Below are 17,704 nucleotides of genomic sequence, written 5' to 3'. Positions count from 1 at the left end.
AATGTATTTTATATGGAAAATGATGAAAATACGACATATGGAGCGGGGGGGGGTAAAAATAATGTTGACACATTGAACAAAAGGGTATATGGTTCTGTATGAGTATGTGGGCAAAATGCTAAGAAAGGAAGGGAAAATAGTTGTGGAAAATGTCAAAAAACTAATGCGAAAAGCAATGGGAATTGTTTTAAGTGTTGTGCTTACATTAGGGTGTATTCTAGGAAGCGGCACGATCGCATGGGCAGAAGGTGAGACGGCAGATGCCGCCGCGAAGATCAAGGTGGCATGCGTGGGAGACAGCCTGACGGAAGGGTACACTTCGACGGGCGCGAATTCAGGAAAGAAAGGACCAAATGCATATCCGGCACGTTTGCAGAGTTTACTTGGAAGCGGATATGAAGTAAAAAACTTTGGGGAAACAGGTGCGTTTTTGATGGAGGGGACAAGTAATCCATATAAAAGCGGTACAGAATACGAACAAAGTAAAGCTTATAATGCAGACATTGTAATTATTATGCTTGGAACGAATGATTCCAAAAACTGGAACGAAGAAAATTATAAAACACAGATGACAGCGTTTTATAATGAGTATAAGACGGAGAATAACAAAGTTATTTTTGCCACGTCTCCGAAATGTTATCAGACGACGGGAAACGATATCACTCAGGAAAAGGTCGAAAAAGTCTATCAGGCTCAGAAGGCATTGATTAAAGAAAATGCCGCATGGGATTTCATTGATATGTATGAAAAGACCGAAGGAAAAGAAAATCTTTATAATACAGATAAAGTACATTTTACAGATGCAGGATATCTGTACATAGCAGAATGCATGTATGAAAAGATTACAGGAAAAAAAGCTCCGATTGAAGAAAAGGTGAAAATTCCGCATACACAGCAGAGCGGAGAAACAAACTACTTCACATTCGCAGAAGGAAAATGGGAGGCAGGAGATGCGCAGCATACATGGTCAAAAAAAGTAGATCCGGCGCATCCTGAAGCAACCTATTATGAAGTGAAATTTACAGGACATAAGATCGATATCTATTCCGGTAAAAACAGAATGATGGGAAAAGTGAAGTATCTGATCGACGGTGAGGAAAAAGCAGAGGGAGACCTTTATAATGCTACTAATATCAATTCTACATTCATTACAACGATTTCCGATTTAGAAGAAAAAGAACACACATTAAAAGCGGTGGCTACAGGGGAAAGAAATGCATCAGGAACAGGTTCGGACATTCTGATCGATGCCGCTGAGGTGTATGTATATACTTACAGAGAACCGGAAGAAGCAAAACTTCACGGAACAATTACAGATAATAATCTTCAGTATACCCAGGATAAATTAACTGAGGTAAAAGCAGCAAACAAAACAGAAGATACTTTGAATGCATGGAAGAATGATACGGTTACTTCTGAGATTTCTTTAGCTTCGATAGATTCTTCTTATACAGATGTAACAGCGACGGCAAGTGATTTCACCGGAAACGGCAATACGATTCCGAAAGCAAATGTGGATTTAAAATTTATTAAATCAGTTCAGGCTTATACAGGAATGCCGGGATACGGTGATCCTGACAGAGAAGTTCCGAAAGGAAGCAGACAGGAAGCAAATGAAGTGCTTTATCAGGATGCCGGAACAGCGATGAATATTGGAACGAACAAACTTCAGAATATCTGGGTATCTGTGAAAGTTCCGGCAGGAACAGCGGCAGGTAGTTATACAGGAACGGTTACGGTAACGGCAAAAGAATTAGCAGAACCACTTACATTTACTTATACGTTAAAAGTTGCTGATGCAGAACTTCCGGATGCGACGAAGTTTAAAGATGGTTTTGATATGGAATTGTGGCAGAACCCGTATCGTATCGCAGAATATTATGATGTAACGCCGTTTTCTGAAGAGCATTTTGAAATTTTAAAATCCCACATGGGATTATATAAAAATGCCGGCGGACATGCCATTACAACTACAATCGTAGAAGAGGCGTGGGCAGGCCAGACATACGGGGAAGGAACTGTTAAATTCCCTTCTATGGTTAAATGGACAAAGAGAGCGGATGGAAAATGGAGTTTTGATTATACGGATTTTGATAAATGGGTAACGTTTAACAAAGACGTTATGAAAATCGGGGACAAGATCGTATGTTACAGTATTGCGCCTTGGACAAACTCAGTTGTTTATTATGATGAAGCGACAAAGACAACAGTAAAAAAACGATTGACTCCGGGTTCAGAAGAATGGACAACGATATGGACGGCATTTCTGAATGATCTTGCAGACCATTTATATGAAAAAGGCTGGTTTAACGACGCTTATATCGGTATCGATGAAAGAGGATTTAATAAGGCGGCGTTTGATTTGATCGATTCAATTAAACGCGGCATTCCGACACCTTTGAAATTAAAGAGTGCGGGAGCGATGGATGGATTTGTTGAGAAAAAAGATCTTGCAATGCGCGTAGACGACCTGAATGTAGGTTCTATCGCGGTAAAGGCCCATCCTCAGCAGTTTGAAGAAATAAGACAGGCTCGTGAAGATGCGGGACTTCGTACAACTATTTATACATGTACAGGTCATAAACCGGGTAACTTTTCATTAAGTGCGCCGGGAGAAAGCTACTGGACAATGATGTATTCTTATTCCGTAGGCGGAGAAGGATATCTTCGCTGGGCATATGACTCATGGGTTGAGAATCCATTGGAAGATACGACTCACAATGCATTTGAAGCCGGGGATTGTTTCCTTGTATTCCCGGATGATTCTGAAGCAAAAGTTACAAAATCAAGTACACGTTTTGAAAAAATGGCAGAAGGTGTACGCGATGTAAATAAACTTATTAAAATGAAATCAGATGTTCCGAGCATGGCGGCAAAAGTGGATGCTTTGATGGATTCTGTAAAACCGACTTATGCATCAAGCGCGTATTATCTGACAGATGCGGGAAAACAAGAACTTGCGTCGGATATGAATACGATCAAAACAAAAATTGCCGAGCTGACAGAAGAATATGTCGCATTAAAGAAAGCGGGAGTGACCGAGGTTGACTCAGTATCGATCAACGGAGAGAAAGAGGTTGAATTACAGCAGGGAGGTACAACTCAGCTTGAAGTTACAGTCCTTCCGGAAAATGTATTGAATAACACAGTCACATGGTCGACCGATAATCCGGCAGTTGCAGTTGTGAAAGACGGAGCGGTAACTGCGAAGGGATCAGGCCGCGCTGTTATTACGGTGACATCTAACCAAAATGAAGAAAAGAAAGATTCTGTTACGATCGTTGTAAAAGAAGCTGAGGTTGAAGAAGGAGCGCAGGTTTCTTACTATTCATTTGACGATGTGAAAGGACAGAAGTTAGAGGATGAATGGGGAAAACGTGACGGTACTCTTGATGCTTCCTGCACAACCGAAGCCGGCAAATCAGGAAAAGCGCTGAACGTAACACAAGACGGAAAAGGTGCAGTGATTACGCAGACGGCAGGCGATCTGAATGACAAAGACTGGACGATTTCGTATTGGGTAAAGACTACGTCAGAATTTAATAAAGAGATTTCTGTATTGGAAGATTCCACAAAAGCATTTTCCTTCTCATTGAAGATGGCGGCAGACAGAGTATCCGGATTCCGTGTAGGAAATAATGGCGGAGACGTCTTGTCGTATCAGTATGATTTCGAGAAAGACAAGTGGTATCATATTACATGGGTGCAGGATAAAGATCAGGGTCTTGCCATGTATGTAAACGGTACAAGAGTCGGTGATATCAATGCATGGACAAAAAATAATCCTATTAAAACACCTGCGGATGTGATCGGCGGTACTGGATTTACAGGTCTGATCGATGAAGTGAAAGTTTATAACCGTGTATTGAATGAAAGTGAAATACTTTCCGCAATGAAAGTAAAAGGATTAAACATTGCGGATACGAATCCAACGGTAAATATCGGAGAAACGTATCAGATTACAACAAACTTGATAACAGACGCCGAAGATAAGACGATTACATATGTCTCAAACAAGCCGGAAATTGCAAGTGTAAATGAGGACGGTTTAGTAACGGCGAACAAGAAAGGAAAAGCGGTCATTACTGTAACAGGCGGCGGATATACGGAAAAAGTTACAGTAAACTGTAAGAAAGTATTGTATGCAAATTCAAGGATTCCACAGTATGAATTGGCGGATAAATATCTGAAAGATATTGAAAAAGCTCCGAATACACCTAGACAGTATCTTGGACAGCCGGACATGGTTCAGACAAAGACAGGCAGACTGATTACTGCTTATCCGACAGGACACGGTCATGGACCGATTATTATGCAGATTAGTGATGATGAAGGCGAGACTTGGACGGAGAAGAAAGATATTCCGGCATCGTTTGCAACTTGTCAGGAAACACCTACCTTATATACATTGGATATGGGTAATGGAAAAGAAAGAATTATGCTGATTTCAGCATGTCCGAACTGGGATTTACAAAGAGGCGGATGGGATACTGCCTACTCTGATGATGACGGAGAAACTTGGACAGAATATAAGAATCACTGGCCTTCTTTTGACGGAGCAGAGAAAAAACATACAATCGTAGCAATGGCAAGTCTTGTGCAGTTAAAAGATGAACAGGGAAATTACATTCAGAAATGGATGGGTGTTTTCCATGATTATGGTTATGTCAACTTCAAGAGCTATCTGACATTTGATGAAGACGGAAATGAACAGTGGAGCGAGCCGGAAAGATATTTAGCTGATTATAGAAGTATCGAAAGCAAATATGGAATCTGTGAAGTCGGAATGTTCCGCTCACCGGATGGAAAACGGATCATGGCGCTGGCAAGAAGTGATAAAAAACCAAACTTATCCGTGATGTTCTATTCTGATGATGAAGGAAAAACATGGAGTAAACCGGAAGAAATGCAAGGTTCGCTTGCAGGGGAAAGACATAAAGCTGTATATGATCCGATCAGCGGACGTCTTTTGATCACATTCCGTGAGATCGTATACAAAGACGGTAAGCTTGATAACAACTGGATGGCAGGCGACTGGGTTGCATGGGTTGGAACATATGAAGACCTGTTAGAGCAAAACGAAGGTGAATACCGTATACTGATCGAAGAAGACTGGGCAATGAATGCAAAATCCGGTGATACGGGATATGCGGGAATTTTAGTTCTGGATGATGGAACATTTATCATGGATTCTTACGGACACTTTGACGAAGAGTTTTCTAAGAATGCATTTGAATCAGGTAATTATAATGTAAGAACAGATTTATGTTATATCAAACAGGCAAAATTCAAACTTGGTGAAATCGAGAATGAAAACGGTCTGATTGACAGAAGCGCCCTGGAAGCAAAAATCAATGAAGTAAAAGATACGTCGGCAGAAGGGTACACAGACACTTCTTATGCGGCATTTGCAAAAGCGCTGACGGATGCACAGACAGTATTTGCAGATTCTTCCGCACAGCAGATTCAGATTGATGAAGCGCTGAAAGTATTAACTTCAGCATTTGAAGGTTTGGAAGAAAGACCGGTAGAACCGGAGAAACCGACGGTAGAAAAAGTTGAAATTAAAGCAAATCCTGCTAAGACAGAGTACAAAGAAGGGGAGAAATTCGACCCGGCAGGACTTGTGCTTACAGTGAAATATAACAAAGGCGAGGACAAAGAAGTAGCTTACAGTGATGCAACAAAGGCAGACTTCGCATTTAATCCGTCACTTGATACAGCGCTTACAGAAGGTGTGAGCAAAGTTGATGTAACATATGCGGGCAAGACGGTAGAAATCGGTATTGAAGTGAAAGCTGACACACCGGTAGAGCCGGAAAAACCGACGGTAGACAAAATTGCCGTTAAAAAAGTGCCAGCTAAGACAACTTACAAAGTAGGGGAGAAATTCGACCCGGCAGGACTTGTGCTTACAGTGAAATATAACAAAGGCGAGGACAAAGAAGTAGCTTACAGTGATGCAACAAAGGCAGACTTCGCATTTAATCCGTCACTTGATACAGCGCTTACAGAAGGTGTGAGCAAAGTTGATGTAACATATGCGGGCAAGACGGTAGAAATCGGTATTGAAGTGAAAGCTGACACGCCGGTAGAGCCGGAGACGCCAACGGTAGACAAAGTTGAAATTAAAGCAAATCCTGCTAAGACAGAGTACAAAGAAGGGGAGAAATTCGATCCGAAAGGACTTGTGCTTACAGTAACGATGTCAGACGGAACAACAAAAGTTGTTGCATACGGACCGGAGACGGCAAAAGATTTCTCCTTTAATCCGAGTCTTAATACAAAACTGACAGCGGATACGAAGAAAGTAACAGTAACATACGGCGGACAGTCGGCAGACGTAGCCGTATCGGTGAAAGCAGATCCGTCAGAGGATAAGAAGCCGGTAGATCCGGATAAGAAACCGAATACAGAGAAACCGGACAAAGGCGGAGCGGTTCAGACAGGAGATAATTTTAACGTAACGCTGCTGATCGGACTTGTAGTTCTTGCAGGCGTGACTGCAGGCGGAACGGCTCTGACAATTTTCAAAAGGAACAAAAGAAAATAAGCTTCATCCGTAAACAGTACGGAAAAATACAGGGTTGTCACTTAGTGGCGGCCCTGTTTGTATATGGATTTTTATGAGATCGGTTTTTCGTACATTTTTAGGGGAGTTTCTCGATTGAAATAACGGAAAATATGTGAATTTCTGACAATGCTCTTTCATAAATTGATGTAACTTCTCAAAGCCTTGTATTTACTGGTGTTCTGCAAGATTTTGAAAAACGGTAAAGTGGTGTATTGTATCATAAAGTGGTGTGGTTTGATATGAAAATGGTGTACTAAATGGTGTAGTAAATCGGAAAGAATTATTAAATTTGATAGCAAAATTGTAAGAGCGTCAAATTTGACATTTGAATAGGTATTTGTTTAAATAATAATAAAAAAAAGACACTATTGATAGTTGGTTAGTCCAAATTATCTAATTACTCAAAAGAGTAACCGCATTCCTTGGGCGAGGGGCGGTTACTTTTTTGATTGATTTATATACGCTATCAAAATCGTTACAACAATACTAAGTATCATTAGTACGATTGTAGAGTAAGAAAAGGACTATTTGACAGTTTTTCGTACATTTTTAAGGAAGTTCCTTAATTGAAATAACAGGAAATATATGATAAAATTGAGAAGGTTTAATAGTTTTTTCCCGATTTTGCCCCCTTTACATTGCACACACTTCGGCATACTTTTGCTACAAGAGCAATCGAATATGGCATGAACCCCAAAATATTGCAGAAACTTCTGGGACATGGCACATTACAAATGACAATGGGTTTGTACTGCCACGTAACAGAGGATACGCTGTTTTTGGAAACGGAGAAGTTTAAGAGAAGGTGTAGTTGAGCATGAAGTGGTGTAAAAATGGTGTAGCAGGGGATGAAACATAGAAAGTAAGGGCGAGAAAAGCCCGTAAATACGGAGGTTTTAAGAAAGATGGAAAGTTATAAGCAGGAATTTATTGAGTTTATGGTGGACAGCGATGTGCTGAAATTTGGAGAATTCACATTGAAAAGCGGAAGGAAATCTCCGTTTTTTATGAATGCAGGCGGATATGTGACAGGTTCGCAGCTTAAAAAGCTCGGCGAATATTATGCGAAAGCGATCCATGACACATACGGAGATGATTTTGATGTGTTGTTCGGACCTGCTTATAAGGGGATTCCTCTTGCGGTTGTAACTGCGATCGCTTACAGTGAGTTGTATGGAAAAGAAGTACGATACTGCTCGGACAGAAAAGAAGAGAAAGATCACGGAGCAGACAAAGGAAGCTTCCTCGGAAGTAAATTTAAAGACGGCGATCGAGTTATCATGATCGAAGATGTAACGACGTCAGGAAAGTCGATGGAAGAGACCGTTCCGAAAGTAAAGCAGGCCGCTGATGTGGAGATCGTCGGATTAATCGTATCTCTTAATCGTATGGAGGTCGGAAAAGGGGGAGAAAAATGCGCCCTTGACGAGGTGAAAGATCTGTATGGTTTCGATACGGCCGCGATCGTGACGATGGAAGAAGTCGTGGAACACTTGTACAACAAGCCGTATAACGGAAAAGTTGTGATCGACGATACATTAAAGGCTGCGATCGATACATACTATGAAACATATGGAGTAAAATAAAACGGGGAGGCGCTTTATGGAAAAGGCATATCTTACAATGAAAAACAGTGGTGCAAGCAGCATTACACTTGGGATTATCGTTCTCGTTGTCGGAGTGGCAACAGGAATACTTGCAATCGTGAACGGAGCAAAATTACTCAAACATAAAAAAGAGATTACATTTTAAGCAGCTTGACAGCTTTCAGGGAAACTGTGAAAGGACACGGATGAAAGAGAGATAAATAAACAGAAAGAAAAATAAGGGACTAAGCCGGAATACAGGCAGTCCCTTTTTGCAACGGCGGCGGAACGAAGTCTGGGTTTGCCTGAGACTTTGCGGCCGTGTATAGTCCCGGAGCGCGCTTTTTTAGCGCTTCCGGTGATTTGAAAAAATTACTGATAGGGAGAGTTCCTTGTGTGAGGAGAGTTATTTTTGAGTATAAAAAAAGAGCGGATTTATAGGATATTTGGGAAAATCCTGTTTTTACTATATATTGTTTTTTTGATTTATTTTCTGTTTCTTGCGGAATGGTACGGAAGAACGGAAGTGACGGAAGAGTATAGATATAATCTTGAATTATTTAAAGAAATCAGACGTTTTCTTACTTATAGAGAACAGCTTGGCATGTTTACGGTGCTTGCGAACCTTCTCGGGAATATTATGATCTTTGTTCCTTATGGTTTCTTTATTTCCATGGCGGGAAAGTCCATGGGATTTTTTAAAATATTATTTTTCAGTATGGCGCTGAGTCTGGGCGTGGAAACAATACAACTTTTTACGAGAGTAGGAAGTTTTGATGTCGATGATATTTTATTAAATACAATCGGCGGAGTTTTAGGATATATTTTGTTTGTGGTATGCAGTCGGATAAGGAGAAAACGTTATGTTTGGAAAGGAAAAAAAGGCAGAAGATAAGAAAAAAGAAACTGCTTTGAAACGGGAGGAAAACCGGAAAAAAAGCGGGGTGAAACATAAAAAGCCAAAGCAAAAACAGGCGGGCAACGGAAATCTTTCGTGTCTGTTCGGATTAGGTTCGGCCGCAGTGTTGGCGGGATGTATAGCATACGCGTTTGTCCGAAGAGGAGAAGCCCCCGGGATCATAGGAGGTATTACGATTATTTCTTTGATACTGGCAGGATACGGAATTTATTCGGCAATTATAGGATTTCGGGAGAGAGAACGCAGTTATCTGACGTGTAAGATCGGTATTGTCATGAATGCGGCGGCGATTATTTCATTTTTTGCGGTATTTATCAGAGGTTTGAATTAGTAAGCAAAAGATAAAAAGTAGTGAAAAAAGATAAATAATAAAGAAAAGTAAACAGATGAGCGGGAGGGAAAGGAAAATGCAGGAAGTGTCAGAAAAATACAACAACGATTCATATAGGGAACGGCATGCGTTGTCGGTAGAACGTCTTCGCACGCTGCCTTTTGAGGAATCTGTGGAAGATTCTTATATCGCGTATTTCAGATTGGTTGCCCTGTTTTTGCTTGAAGTGGAAAATGTGCGGATTCAGGTGGAAAGCGGAAAATGGGATCAATATAATGAAGAAGACATGAGACAGATCAACGAAATCCTTTATAGTGATATTGTCGGGGATGCTTACGAAAAAAGCTATGCAAATCCGAAATATGCATGCAGCTGGTTTGAGCCGGAGATGGGAAGGCTTTTGAGTTTTCTCTATGTGGAAATGCGCTCCGGCATCCCTTATGCGTTTGAAGGCAGACTTGATTATCTGACGATTTTGTATGAATTGTTTATCGAGGTATATACGTATTTTGAAAATTGCCGGGCAGATGGCGCTGAACCGGAAATACGAAGAGTAAGAGATATCGTGTATTGGTATGCAAGCGATTATTGCGACGTATTTTTGGCAGATCGGATTAAAGAACAGATCGATCCGTCGTATTCGTTTGCGGCAGATATTATCGAAAATGCAGATTTGAGCAGCGACAGGTATTTGTATCGTTTCGGAGAATATATTACAGAAAATGAGCTGGGAACTGCGCGCCGTCTCAGGTCGCTTCCCGAAGAGACGATTCAAAAGATGGCGGACGTTTACACGGAAGGATATCGGATCGGATTTATCAATACAGGAAAAGATCTGTCCAAAAAATCAGTCGTAAATATTCGTTACAGCCTCGGATTTGAACGGGTCATAAGAGCGGCGATCGCAAAGTTTCGCGCTATGGGGTTAAAACCTGTAATATACAGGGCGGCGTCGGGTGTGATCACGAAAAGAGAGCATCACAAAATCGGATATTTCGGCGCTGTGGCAAACTGGCAGTATGAGTACGATCACAGACAAGATCAGGCGTTATTTATGGATAAACGCTATATTGAACGGCGTCTGGAAGTGATGCATACTGTTTATGAACAAAATAAAGAACAGGCAGCGCAGTTCGCAGGACCTGCCGTGATGGAAACATTCGGAGAAAAGCCGTTTTCACCGAAAGCAGTACCGGAAGCTCCGGCTTACTGTGAAGAGCAAAGGGAGCTTGCGCTTCAATACGACAGCAGATCCGGTCAGATCACAAATGAATATATCAAAGGAGAAGAGAGAAGTTTTACGATCATTGCATATCCTGTGCCGGAGATCGGTCCGAAATATGAAGAAATTTTCGATGAAGTAATACGAATTAATACGTTAGATGCAAAATTATATGAGAAAGTTCAACAGACGATGATCGATGCGCTCGATCAGGGAGAAAAAGTCCGTGTGATCGGAAAGGGAGAGAACCGGACGGATATGGAGATTCGGCTTTGGTCGTTAAAAGATGCTCGGAAAGAGACGATTTTTGAAAACTGTGTGGCAGATGTAAATATTCCGGTAGGCGAGGTGTTTACATCACCGGTGCTGGAAGGAACGAACGGAGTTTTGCATGTCAGCCGGGTGTATCTTGACGGTTTGCAGTATAAAGACCTTGAATTGAAATTTAAAGACGGAAAGATCGTTGATTATAGATGCGGCAATTTTAAAGACGAGGAAGAAGGCAGACGATATATTTTTGATAATGTTTTGAAAAATCATGATACTCTTCCGCTTGGCGAATTCGCGATCGGAACAAATACGACTGCTTATGCCGCGGGAAAAAAATACGGGATCGAAGATAAGATGCCGATTTTGATCGCAGAGAAAACAGGACCTCATTTTGCAGTGGGCGACACATGCTATTCATGGAGCGAAGACGTCCGTGTATATAATCCGAACGGAAAAGAAATCGTTGCAAAGGATAATTCTTGTTCGCTGAAAAGAAAAGAAGATCCGTCTGCGGCATACTTTCAATGTCATACAGATATAACCGTACCTTATGAAGAGTTAGAAGAAATAAGTGTAGTGACAAAAGACGGGAAACACATTATACTAATTAAAGACGGAAGATTTGTGCTTCCGGGAACTGAGATTTTAAATGAACCATTAAAACAACTCGAAAATTGATTTGAGATTTTAAGGAGGAAATAACGTGCCAAAAGTAGGAATCGTAATGGGCAGTGACTCTGACCTGAAAGTGATGAGCAAAGCTGCGTCAATGTTGGAAAAATTCGGAATTGATTATGAAATGACGATCATTTCCGCACATCGTATGCCGGATGTATTTTTTGAGTGGGCAAAAGCTGCGGAAGGAAAAGGGATTAAAGTAATCATCGCAGGAGCCGGAATGGCTGCACATCTTCCGGGAATGTGTGCGGCGCTGTTCCCGATGCCGGTGATCGGAGTGCCGATGTCAGGAAAGAATCTGGATGGTATGGACGCTCTTTACTCGATCGTTCAGATGCCGCCGGGAATTCCGGTTGCGACTGTTGCGATTGACGGTGGAATGAACGCTGCGATTCTTGCGGCAAAAATCCTCGCTGTATCAGATGAAGAGGTATTAAAAAAGTTAAAAGACTATTCGGCAGAGATGAAAGATACCGTTCAGGCGAAAGCCGATCGTCTTGCCGAGGTCGGATATGAGGAGTATTTAAAGTAAAGGAGAAAGTGGTATGGATTATAAGAAAGCAGGAGTTGACATAGAGGCCGGTTACAGATCAGTAGAACTTATGAAAGAGCATGTGAAAAAGACGATGCGTCCGGAAGTGTTCGGAGGACTCGGAGGATTTTCGGGAGCATTTTCTCTTGATAAGATCAAAGAAATGGAAGAGCCGGTACTGCTGTCGGGAACAGACGGCTGCGGAACGAAAGTGAAGCTGTCGATGGTGCTTGATAAGCATGACACGATCGGAATCGATGCTGTGGCAATGTGTGTGAATGATATTGCCTGTGCGGGAGGAGAACCACTGTTTTTCCTTGATTATATTGCATGCGGCAAGAATGAGCCTGAGAAGATCGCATCAATCGTAAGCGGAGTGGCAGAAGGATGTCTTCAGTCGGGAGCGGCGCTGATCGGAGGCGAAACGGCGGAACATCCGGGACTTATGGCAGAAGACGAGTACGATCTTGCCGGATTTGCGGTAGGAGTATGCGATAAAAAAGATATGATCACAGGAGAAAATCTGTCTGCCGGAGACGTTTTGATCGGAATGGCGTCTACGGGAGTTCACAGCAACGGATTTTCACTTGTAAGAAAAGTATTTGATATTACAAAAGAATCTCTTGATACATATTACGATGAATTGGGATGTACTCTCGGAGAGGCGCTTCTCGCTCCGACAAGAATTTATGTGAAAGCGCTTAAGAGTATTAAAGAAGCGGGAATAACGGTGAAAGCATGCAGCCATATTACAGGCGGCGGTTTCTATGAGAATGTTCCGCGTATGCTGATCGACGGTACTCGAGCGGTGATCGAAAAAGACAGTTATCCGATCCCGCCGATCTTCAAGATGCTTGCAAAAGAAGGCGATATCGAAGAGCAGATGATGTACAATACGTTTAACATGGGACTTGGAATGATCGTTGCCGTTGATCCGGCAGATGTGGAGAAAACTCTGGAAGCGATCAAAGCGGCAGGAGATGCGCCGTATGTAGTCGGCCGCATCGAAGCGGGAGAAAAAGGAGTAGACTTATGCTAAAGGTCGTTGTGCTCGTATCCGGAGGAGGTACGAATCTGCAGGCGATCATTGACGGCGTAAAAGGCGGCGTCATCAGGAATACAAAGATCGTCGGAGTTATCAGCAATAACAAGAATGCATATGCGCTTGAGCGGGCGAGAGAGAATCACATCCCGGCAAAATGTATCTCGCCGAAAGATTATGAATCCAGGGATGTGTTTAATGAAAAACTTTTGGAAGCCGTCAACGAGTACGAACCGGATCTGATCGTTTTGGCAGGATTTCTTGTTGTTATCCCTCCGGAAATGATCGCGGCTTACAGAAACCGGATGATTAATATTCACCCGTCGTTGATTCCGGCGTTTTGCGGGAAAGGATATTATGGATTAAAAGTGCATGAAGCAGCGCTTGCAAGAGGTGTTAAAGTAGTCGGCGCGACCGTTCATTTTGTAGATGAAGGAACCGATACAGGCCCGATCATCCTGCAGAAAGCAGTAGAAGTTGAGCAGGGTGACACACCGGAGATGCTTCAAAGAAGAGTGATGGAGCAGGCAGAGTGGAAAATCCTTCCGGAAGCGATCCATTTGATCGCGAACGGAAAAGTGCATGTTGAAAACGGACATGCTTTTATAGAAAATTTATAGAATGTCGAAACATTAAAAAATGACCGCCGGGACGAAAAAACCGGGCGGTCATTTCGGAACGTAAAACGGTTTGTACAGACAGGAGGAATCTATCATGAAAATATTGATCGTCGGAAGCGGCGGAAGAGAACATGCCATTGCGGCAAGTGTGGCAAAAAGTCCCAGAGCAGATAAGATATACTGCGCGCCCGGAAACGCGGGAATTGCAGAATACGCAGAGTGCGTGGACATCGGAGCAATGGAATTTGAAAAACTGGCAGAATTTGCCAAAGAAAAAGAGATCGATCTTTGCATCGTCGGAATGGATGATCCGCTTGTCGGAGGTCTTGTGGACGTATTGGAAGATGCGGGAATCCGTACGTTCGGTCCAAAGAAAAACGCCGCTATTTTGGAAGGATCAAAAGCGTTTTCAAAAGATCTTATGAAAAAATACGATATTCCTACGGCAGGATATGAGAATTTTACAGATCCAAAGGAAGCAATCGCCTATCTTGAGAATGCAAAGTTCCCTATCGTATTGAAGGCAGACGGACTTGCACTTGGTAAAGGAGTGCTGATCTGTCAGAATTTTGAAGAGGCAAAAGAAGGCGTAAAGACGATCATGCTTGACAAAAAATTCGGCACAGCCGGAAACGAGATGGTCATTGAAGAGTTCATGACAGGTCGCGAAGTATCTGTTCTTTCATTTGTAGACGGAAAGACGATCAAAACGATGACAAGCGCGCAGGATCACAAACGTGCCGGTGACGGTGATACAGGGCTGAATACAGGCGGAATGGGAACATTTTCACCAAGTCCGTTCTATACAAAAGAAGTAGAAGAATTTTGTGAAAAATATATTTACCAGAGAACGGTAGATGCTATGGCTGCAGAGGGCCGCCCGTTTAAAGGCGTTATTTTCTTCGGTCTGATGCTTACAGAAGAAGGACCGAAAGTGTTGGAGTACAACGCCCGCTTCGGAGATCCGGAGGCTCAGGTTGTGCTTCCGCGTATGAAAAATGATATTTTGGACGTTGTTGAAGCATGTGTGGACGGAACTCTGGATCAGATCGATCTTCAGTTTGAAGATAATGCGGCCGTGTGCGTTGTGCTTGCATCTGAAGGCTATCCGGTTCAGTACGAAAAAGGCTATCCTATCACAGGTCTTGAAGAATTCAGTAAACATGAAGGGTATTACTGTTTCCATGCAGGAACAAAATTTGAGGACGGAAACATCGTGACAAACGGAGGCCGTGTGCTTGGTGTAACTGCAAAAGGCGCTAATCTGAAAGAAGCAAGAAAAAATGCCTACGCAGCGACAGAATGGGTACAGTTTAAAAACAAATATAAGCGTAATGATATCGGAAAAGCGATAGATGAAGCTTTTTCTGACGGTCAGTAATGCAAAAATAAAAGAAAATCCATATTCAGAATGACTGCAATCCCCCTTACTATTTAGAAAATGATAGTAAGGGGGATAGTTTTTTGTATATGGTTTTCAAAATAGGAATCTTGCTTATGATATAGCTATACTATCTTTTGAATCCTCCACCCGGAATTAATCAGAAAAAAAACAGTACAAAACAATGCAAAACAGAAAAACATAAAATAATACATAAATATTCAGACAAATATTGACAAATATATATTTTATGATATTATTTAATTAAATTAATAAATGTACTTAAATAAAAGAAAGGAGAAAAGTATGAAAAAGATTTCTGTGGTGTTGATTGCGGCGTTGGTCGTATCTTTGCTTTTTGGATGTGGAAAGAGCGACGATGCGAAAGGTACAGGGAAAACAACTTTGAGCGTTTGGTATTGGGGAGAACAAGAAGTGCCGGGATATAAGGCGTATATGGAAGAGATGGTAAAACGGTATGAAAAAAAGAACCCTGATATTAAAGTGGAAGCTGTTCTTCAGGAAAGTGATAATCTGTATACGGCATTTCGTACGGCAGAGGCGGCAGGGGAAGGTCCGGATATTCAATATATGTGGGGCGGAACTCAGGCAATGGAAGATGTTTGGAAAGGAAACGTAGCTCCGATTAGTGACTATATTTCTGAAGAAGAACTCTCGGTTATTCCGAAGTCGGCATTGGCTCAGACGAATTGGAACGGGAAACAATGGGGAATCCCGGCATATGGATTTACATATGGGATTGCCTATGATAAAGAAGCAATGCGTACTGCCGGAGTAGATCCGGAAAATCCGTTTACTACATGGGATGAATTTTTAGAGTGTTGTGAGAAATTAAAATCATCAGGAATTACGCCGTTAGGAATGGGGTTAAAAGACGGATATTTACCGGCGTGGATCGGGATTTTTTTGGGACAGCAAAATATGGACAGCGTGAATGATATGATTTCCCTTATGAGTGGACAAGAAAGCTTTACAGATAAAAAATACTCTGAATGGCTGGAAAAAATTGCAGAGCTGAAAGAAGCCGGATATATTAACGAAGATATACTTTCATTAGACTTATATCAGGGGCAGCAGTTGATCGAAAGCAAAAAAGCGGCAATGACACTTCATACACAGCCGTATGCGGTATCATTGGAAAAATCATTAGGGTCAGATCAGATCGGTTTTGCAAAAGCGCCAGTATTCGGAACCGGAAAATTTGCGGATTCAGTTGCAACTCCGAGTCAGGTATATGTAATACCAAACAGTGCGAAACATAAAGAAGAGGCGGCAGACTTCTTATTGTTTTTACAGGAAGAAGATAATATTAAATATCTGTATGAATCGGCAAATGCGATGATGCCGAATAATAACTTTGATGAAAGCTGGGTATCCAGCGAAATTGACAGAAAAGTTTTGGAATGGCAGAAAGAAGACAATAATTTTTGTTATCAGTTGTATTTTGCACCTATGTTTGAAACAGATGGTCTGATTCCGACGGTACAGAAGATGTTTTCAGAAGGGTTAGCGCCAAAGGATGCAGCGGTGGAATTAGATGAGGCACTCGGGAAATGTATGGAACAAAATCCTGAGGTTCATGATGCGTTTTTAGAATGGAGTGTAGAAGAATAGTTCTGAAAAGAGGAAAGCCTCTGTTTCAAAGGAAGGGATTGATATGAAAACGAACAGGATGAAAAAGTTCACGCCGTATTTCTATATATTACCAACCTTTATCATTTTGGCGGTTGTAATTGTAATTCCGATTATTTATGTTATTATCCAAAGCTTCTATACGACCTTTGCAAATGAGAGTGTTTTTGTAGGTCTGAGAAATTATAAGATGGCATTTGAAGACGAACTTTTGCTGACTGCGTTGAAGAACAACTTGAAATTATTTTTATGCGTTCCGATATTGACAGTGCTTTCACTTGCCATTGCATCAATTTTATATAACAAAATCAGAGGGTGGAGGTTTTACAGAAGCGTTATTTTTATTCCGTACATACTGGCAATTCCGGTTGTGGGCATTGTATTTTCATATTTACTGCAGTACAACGGAGTTATCAATTCTATTTTGCGGACAATCGGGTTGGAGAATATGGCGTTGGATTGGTTGGGAGATCCGAATTTGGCATTCCCGAGTGTGGCAATAGTTATTATGTGGAAGCAGATCGGTTTCGGAGTTGTTTTGTTTTTGGCGAGAATGATGTCAATAGATAAAACATTGTATGAATCGGCTGATGTAGACGGAGCTACATGGTTTCAGAAATTTATGCACATTACCGTGCCGCAGACAAAATCGATTATTGAATTTTATGTGATCATCACTCTTATTGAAATGTTGAGTTGGGTGTTTAATTTCATTTATGTCATGACGGCAGGCGGCCCGGGAAATAAGACGCTTGTGTTGGAATATTTGATTTATAAGAAAGCGTTTGGCGGTGGTGATTTCAATATTGCAATGGCGATCAGCGTAGTACTTCTTGCTATTGCGGCAATATTGATTGTAATACATCAGATTGTTATGAGAAAAGAGGAGTGAAAGA

13 protein-coding genes are annotated in these 17,704 nt (G+C 41.7%); all 13 read left to right on the top strand.

Annotated features, from left to right (window positions below; translation table 11 throughout):
• Nucleotides 1–88: 88 nt before the first annotated feature.
• The 13 genes from RUMTOR_RS07740 to RUMTOR_RS07685 all read left to right on the top strand — a co-directional run bounded on the left by RUMTOR_RS07740 (nucleotide 89) and on the right by RUMTOR_RS07685 (nucleotide 17,700).
• Nucleotides 89–6,553, top strand: coding sequence for a glycoside hydrolase domain-containing protein (locus RUMTOR_RS07740; RefSeq protein ID WP_004846791.1), 6,465 nt, complete (start codon nucleotides 89–91; stop codon nucleotides 6,551–6,553).
• 659 nt (nucleotides 6,554–7,212) lie between these two features.
• Nucleotides 7,213–7,389, top strand: coding sequence for a tyrosine-type recombinase/integrase (locus RUMTOR_RS12715; protein ID WP_330360047.1), 177 nt, complete (start codon nucleotides 7,213–7,215; stop codon nucleotides 7,387–7,389).
• A 90-nt stretch (nucleotides 7,390–7,479) separates the two neighbouring features.
• Entirely contained in the window at nucleotides 7,480–8,160 is a 681-nt protein-coding gene (pyrE, locus tag RUMTOR_RS07735) for an orotate phosphoribosyltransferase (RefSeq protein WP_004846787.1), read from the top strand.
• Between the two features lie 16 nt (nucleotides 8,161–8,176).
• Complete coding sequence (locus RUMTOR_RS13145) at nucleotides 8,177–8,326, top strand: hypothetical protein (protein WP_004846784.1); 150 nt, start codon at nucleotides 8,177–8,179, stop codon at nucleotides 8,324–8,326.
• A 246-nt stretch (nucleotides 8,327–8,572) separates the two neighbouring features.
• The gene (locus RUMTOR_RS07725; protein ID WP_022002985.1) at nucleotides 8,573–9,055 is read left to right on the top strand and encodes a VanZ family protein; all 483 of its coding nucleotides are present in this window, start codon (nucleotides 8,573–8,575) and stop codon (nucleotides 9,053–9,055) included.
• The gene (locus tag RUMTOR_RS07720; RefSeq protein ID WP_004846779.1) at nucleotides 9,024–9,410 is read left to right on the top strand and encodes a DUF6142 family protein; all 387 of its coding nucleotides are present in this window, start codon (nucleotides 9,024–9,026) and stop codon (nucleotides 9,408–9,410) included. The genes RUMTOR_RS07725 and RUMTOR_RS07720 overlap by 32 nt, the downstream gene beginning before the upstream one ends.
• A gap of 76 nt (nucleotides 9,411–9,486) precedes the next feature.
• Nucleotides 9,487–11,580 carry an aminopeptidase gene (locus tag RUMTOR_RS07715; protein ID WP_009320101.1) on the top strand — a complete coding sequence of 698 codons (2,094 nt, stop codon included), beginning with the start codon at nucleotides 9,487–9,489 and terminating at the stop codon, nucleotides 11,578–11,580.
• Between the two features lie 25 nt (nucleotides 11,581–11,605).
• A complete protein-coding gene (gene purE / locus RUMTOR_RS07710) occupies nucleotides 11,606–12,112 on the top strand; it encodes a 5-(carboxyamino)imidazole ribonucleotide mutase (protein WP_009243603.1) in 507 nt (168 codons plus the stop codon).
• Nucleotides 12,113–12,125: 13 nt separating this feature from the next.
• A complete protein-coding gene (gene purM / locus RUMTOR_RS07705) occupies nucleotides 12,126–13,151 on the top strand; it encodes a phosphoribosylformylglycinamidine cyclo-ligase (protein WP_004846773.1) in 1,026 nt (341 codons plus the stop codon).
• Nucleotides 13,145–13,774 (top strand): phosphoribosylglycinamide formyltransferase, encoded by a 630-nt coding sequence (gene purN, locus RUMTOR_RS07700; RefSeq protein ID WP_004846771.1) that lies wholly within the window; start codon nucleotides 13,145–13,147, stop codon nucleotides 13,772–13,774. Before purM ends, purN begins: the two co-directional genes overlap by 7 nt.
• A 94-nt stretch (nucleotides 13,775–13,868) precedes the next feature.
• A complete protein-coding gene (gene purD / locus RUMTOR_RS07695; RefSeq protein ID WP_004846769.1) occupies nucleotides 13,869–15,155 on the top strand; it encodes a phosphoribosylamine--glycine ligase in 1,287 nt (428 codons plus the stop codon).
• A gap of 306 nt (nucleotides 15,156–15,461) precedes the next feature.
• Nucleotides 15,462–16,790, top strand: a complete 1,329-nt coding sequence (locus RUMTOR_RS07690) for an ABC transporter substrate-binding protein (RefSeq protein ID WP_009243601.1) — start codon at nucleotides 15,462–15,464, stop codon at nucleotides 16,788–16,790.
• Nucleotides 16,791–16,833: 43 nt separating this feature from the next.
• A complete protein-coding gene (locus RUMTOR_RS07685; RefSeq protein WP_004846765.1) occupies nucleotides 16,834–17,700 on the top strand; it encodes a carbohydrate ABC transporter permease in 867 nt (288 codons plus the stop codon).
• Nucleotides 17,701–17,704: the final 4 nt, after the last annotated feature.

The sequence above is a fragment of the [Ruminococcus] torques ATCC 27756 genome, from assembly GCF_000153925.1.
Classification (GTDB): domain Bacteria; phylum Bacillota; class Clostridia; order Lachnospirales; family Lachnospiraceae; genus Mediterraneibacter; species Mediterraneibacter torques.
This window is presented reverse-complemented; position numbering and strand designations above follow the sequence as displayed.

What these genes read in the sequence shown, in the direction of transcription:
- RUMTOR_RS07740 (WP_004846791.1), top strand. Translation starts at nt 89, where the DNA reads ATGGTTCTGTATGAGTATGTGGGCAAAATGCTAAGAAAGGAAGGGAAA.
- pyrE (WP_004846787.1), top strand. Translation starts at nt 7,480, where the DNA reads ATGGAAAGTTATAAGCAGGAATTTATTGAGTTTATGGTGGACAGCGAT.
- RUMTOR_RS13145 (WP_004846784.1), top strand. Translation starts at nt 8,177, where the DNA reads ATGGAAAAGGCATATCTTACAATGAAAAACAGTGGTGCAAGCAGCATT.
- RUMTOR_RS07720 (WP_004846779.1), top strand. Translation starts at nt 9,024, where the DNA reads ATGTTTGGAAAGGAAAAAAAGGCAGAAGATAAGAAAAAAGAAACTGCT.
- RUMTOR_RS07715 (WP_009320101.1), top strand. Translation starts at nt 9,487, where the DNA reads ATGCAGGAAGTGTCAGAAAAATACAACAACGATTCATATAGGGAACGG.
- purM (WP_004846773.1), top strand. Translation starts at nt 12,126, where the DNA reads ATGGATTATAAGAAAGCAGGAGTTGACATAGAGGCCGGTTACAGATCA.
- purN (WP_004846771.1), top strand. Translation starts at nt 13,145, where the DNA reads ATGCTAAAGGTCGTTGTGCTCGTATCCGGAGGAGGTACGAATCTGCAG.
- purD (WP_004846769.1), top strand. Translation starts at nt 13,869, where the DNA reads ATGAAAATATTGATCGTCGGAAGCGGCGGAAGAGAACATGCCATTGCG.
- RUMTOR_RS07690 (WP_009243601.1), top strand. Translation starts at nt 15,462, where the DNA reads ATGAAAAAGATTTCTGTGGTGTTGATTGCGGCGTTGGTCGTATCTTTG.
- RUMTOR_RS07685 (WP_004846765.1), top strand. Translation starts at nt 16,834, where the DNA reads ATGAAAACGAACAGGATGAAAAAGTTCACGCCGTATTTCTATATATTA.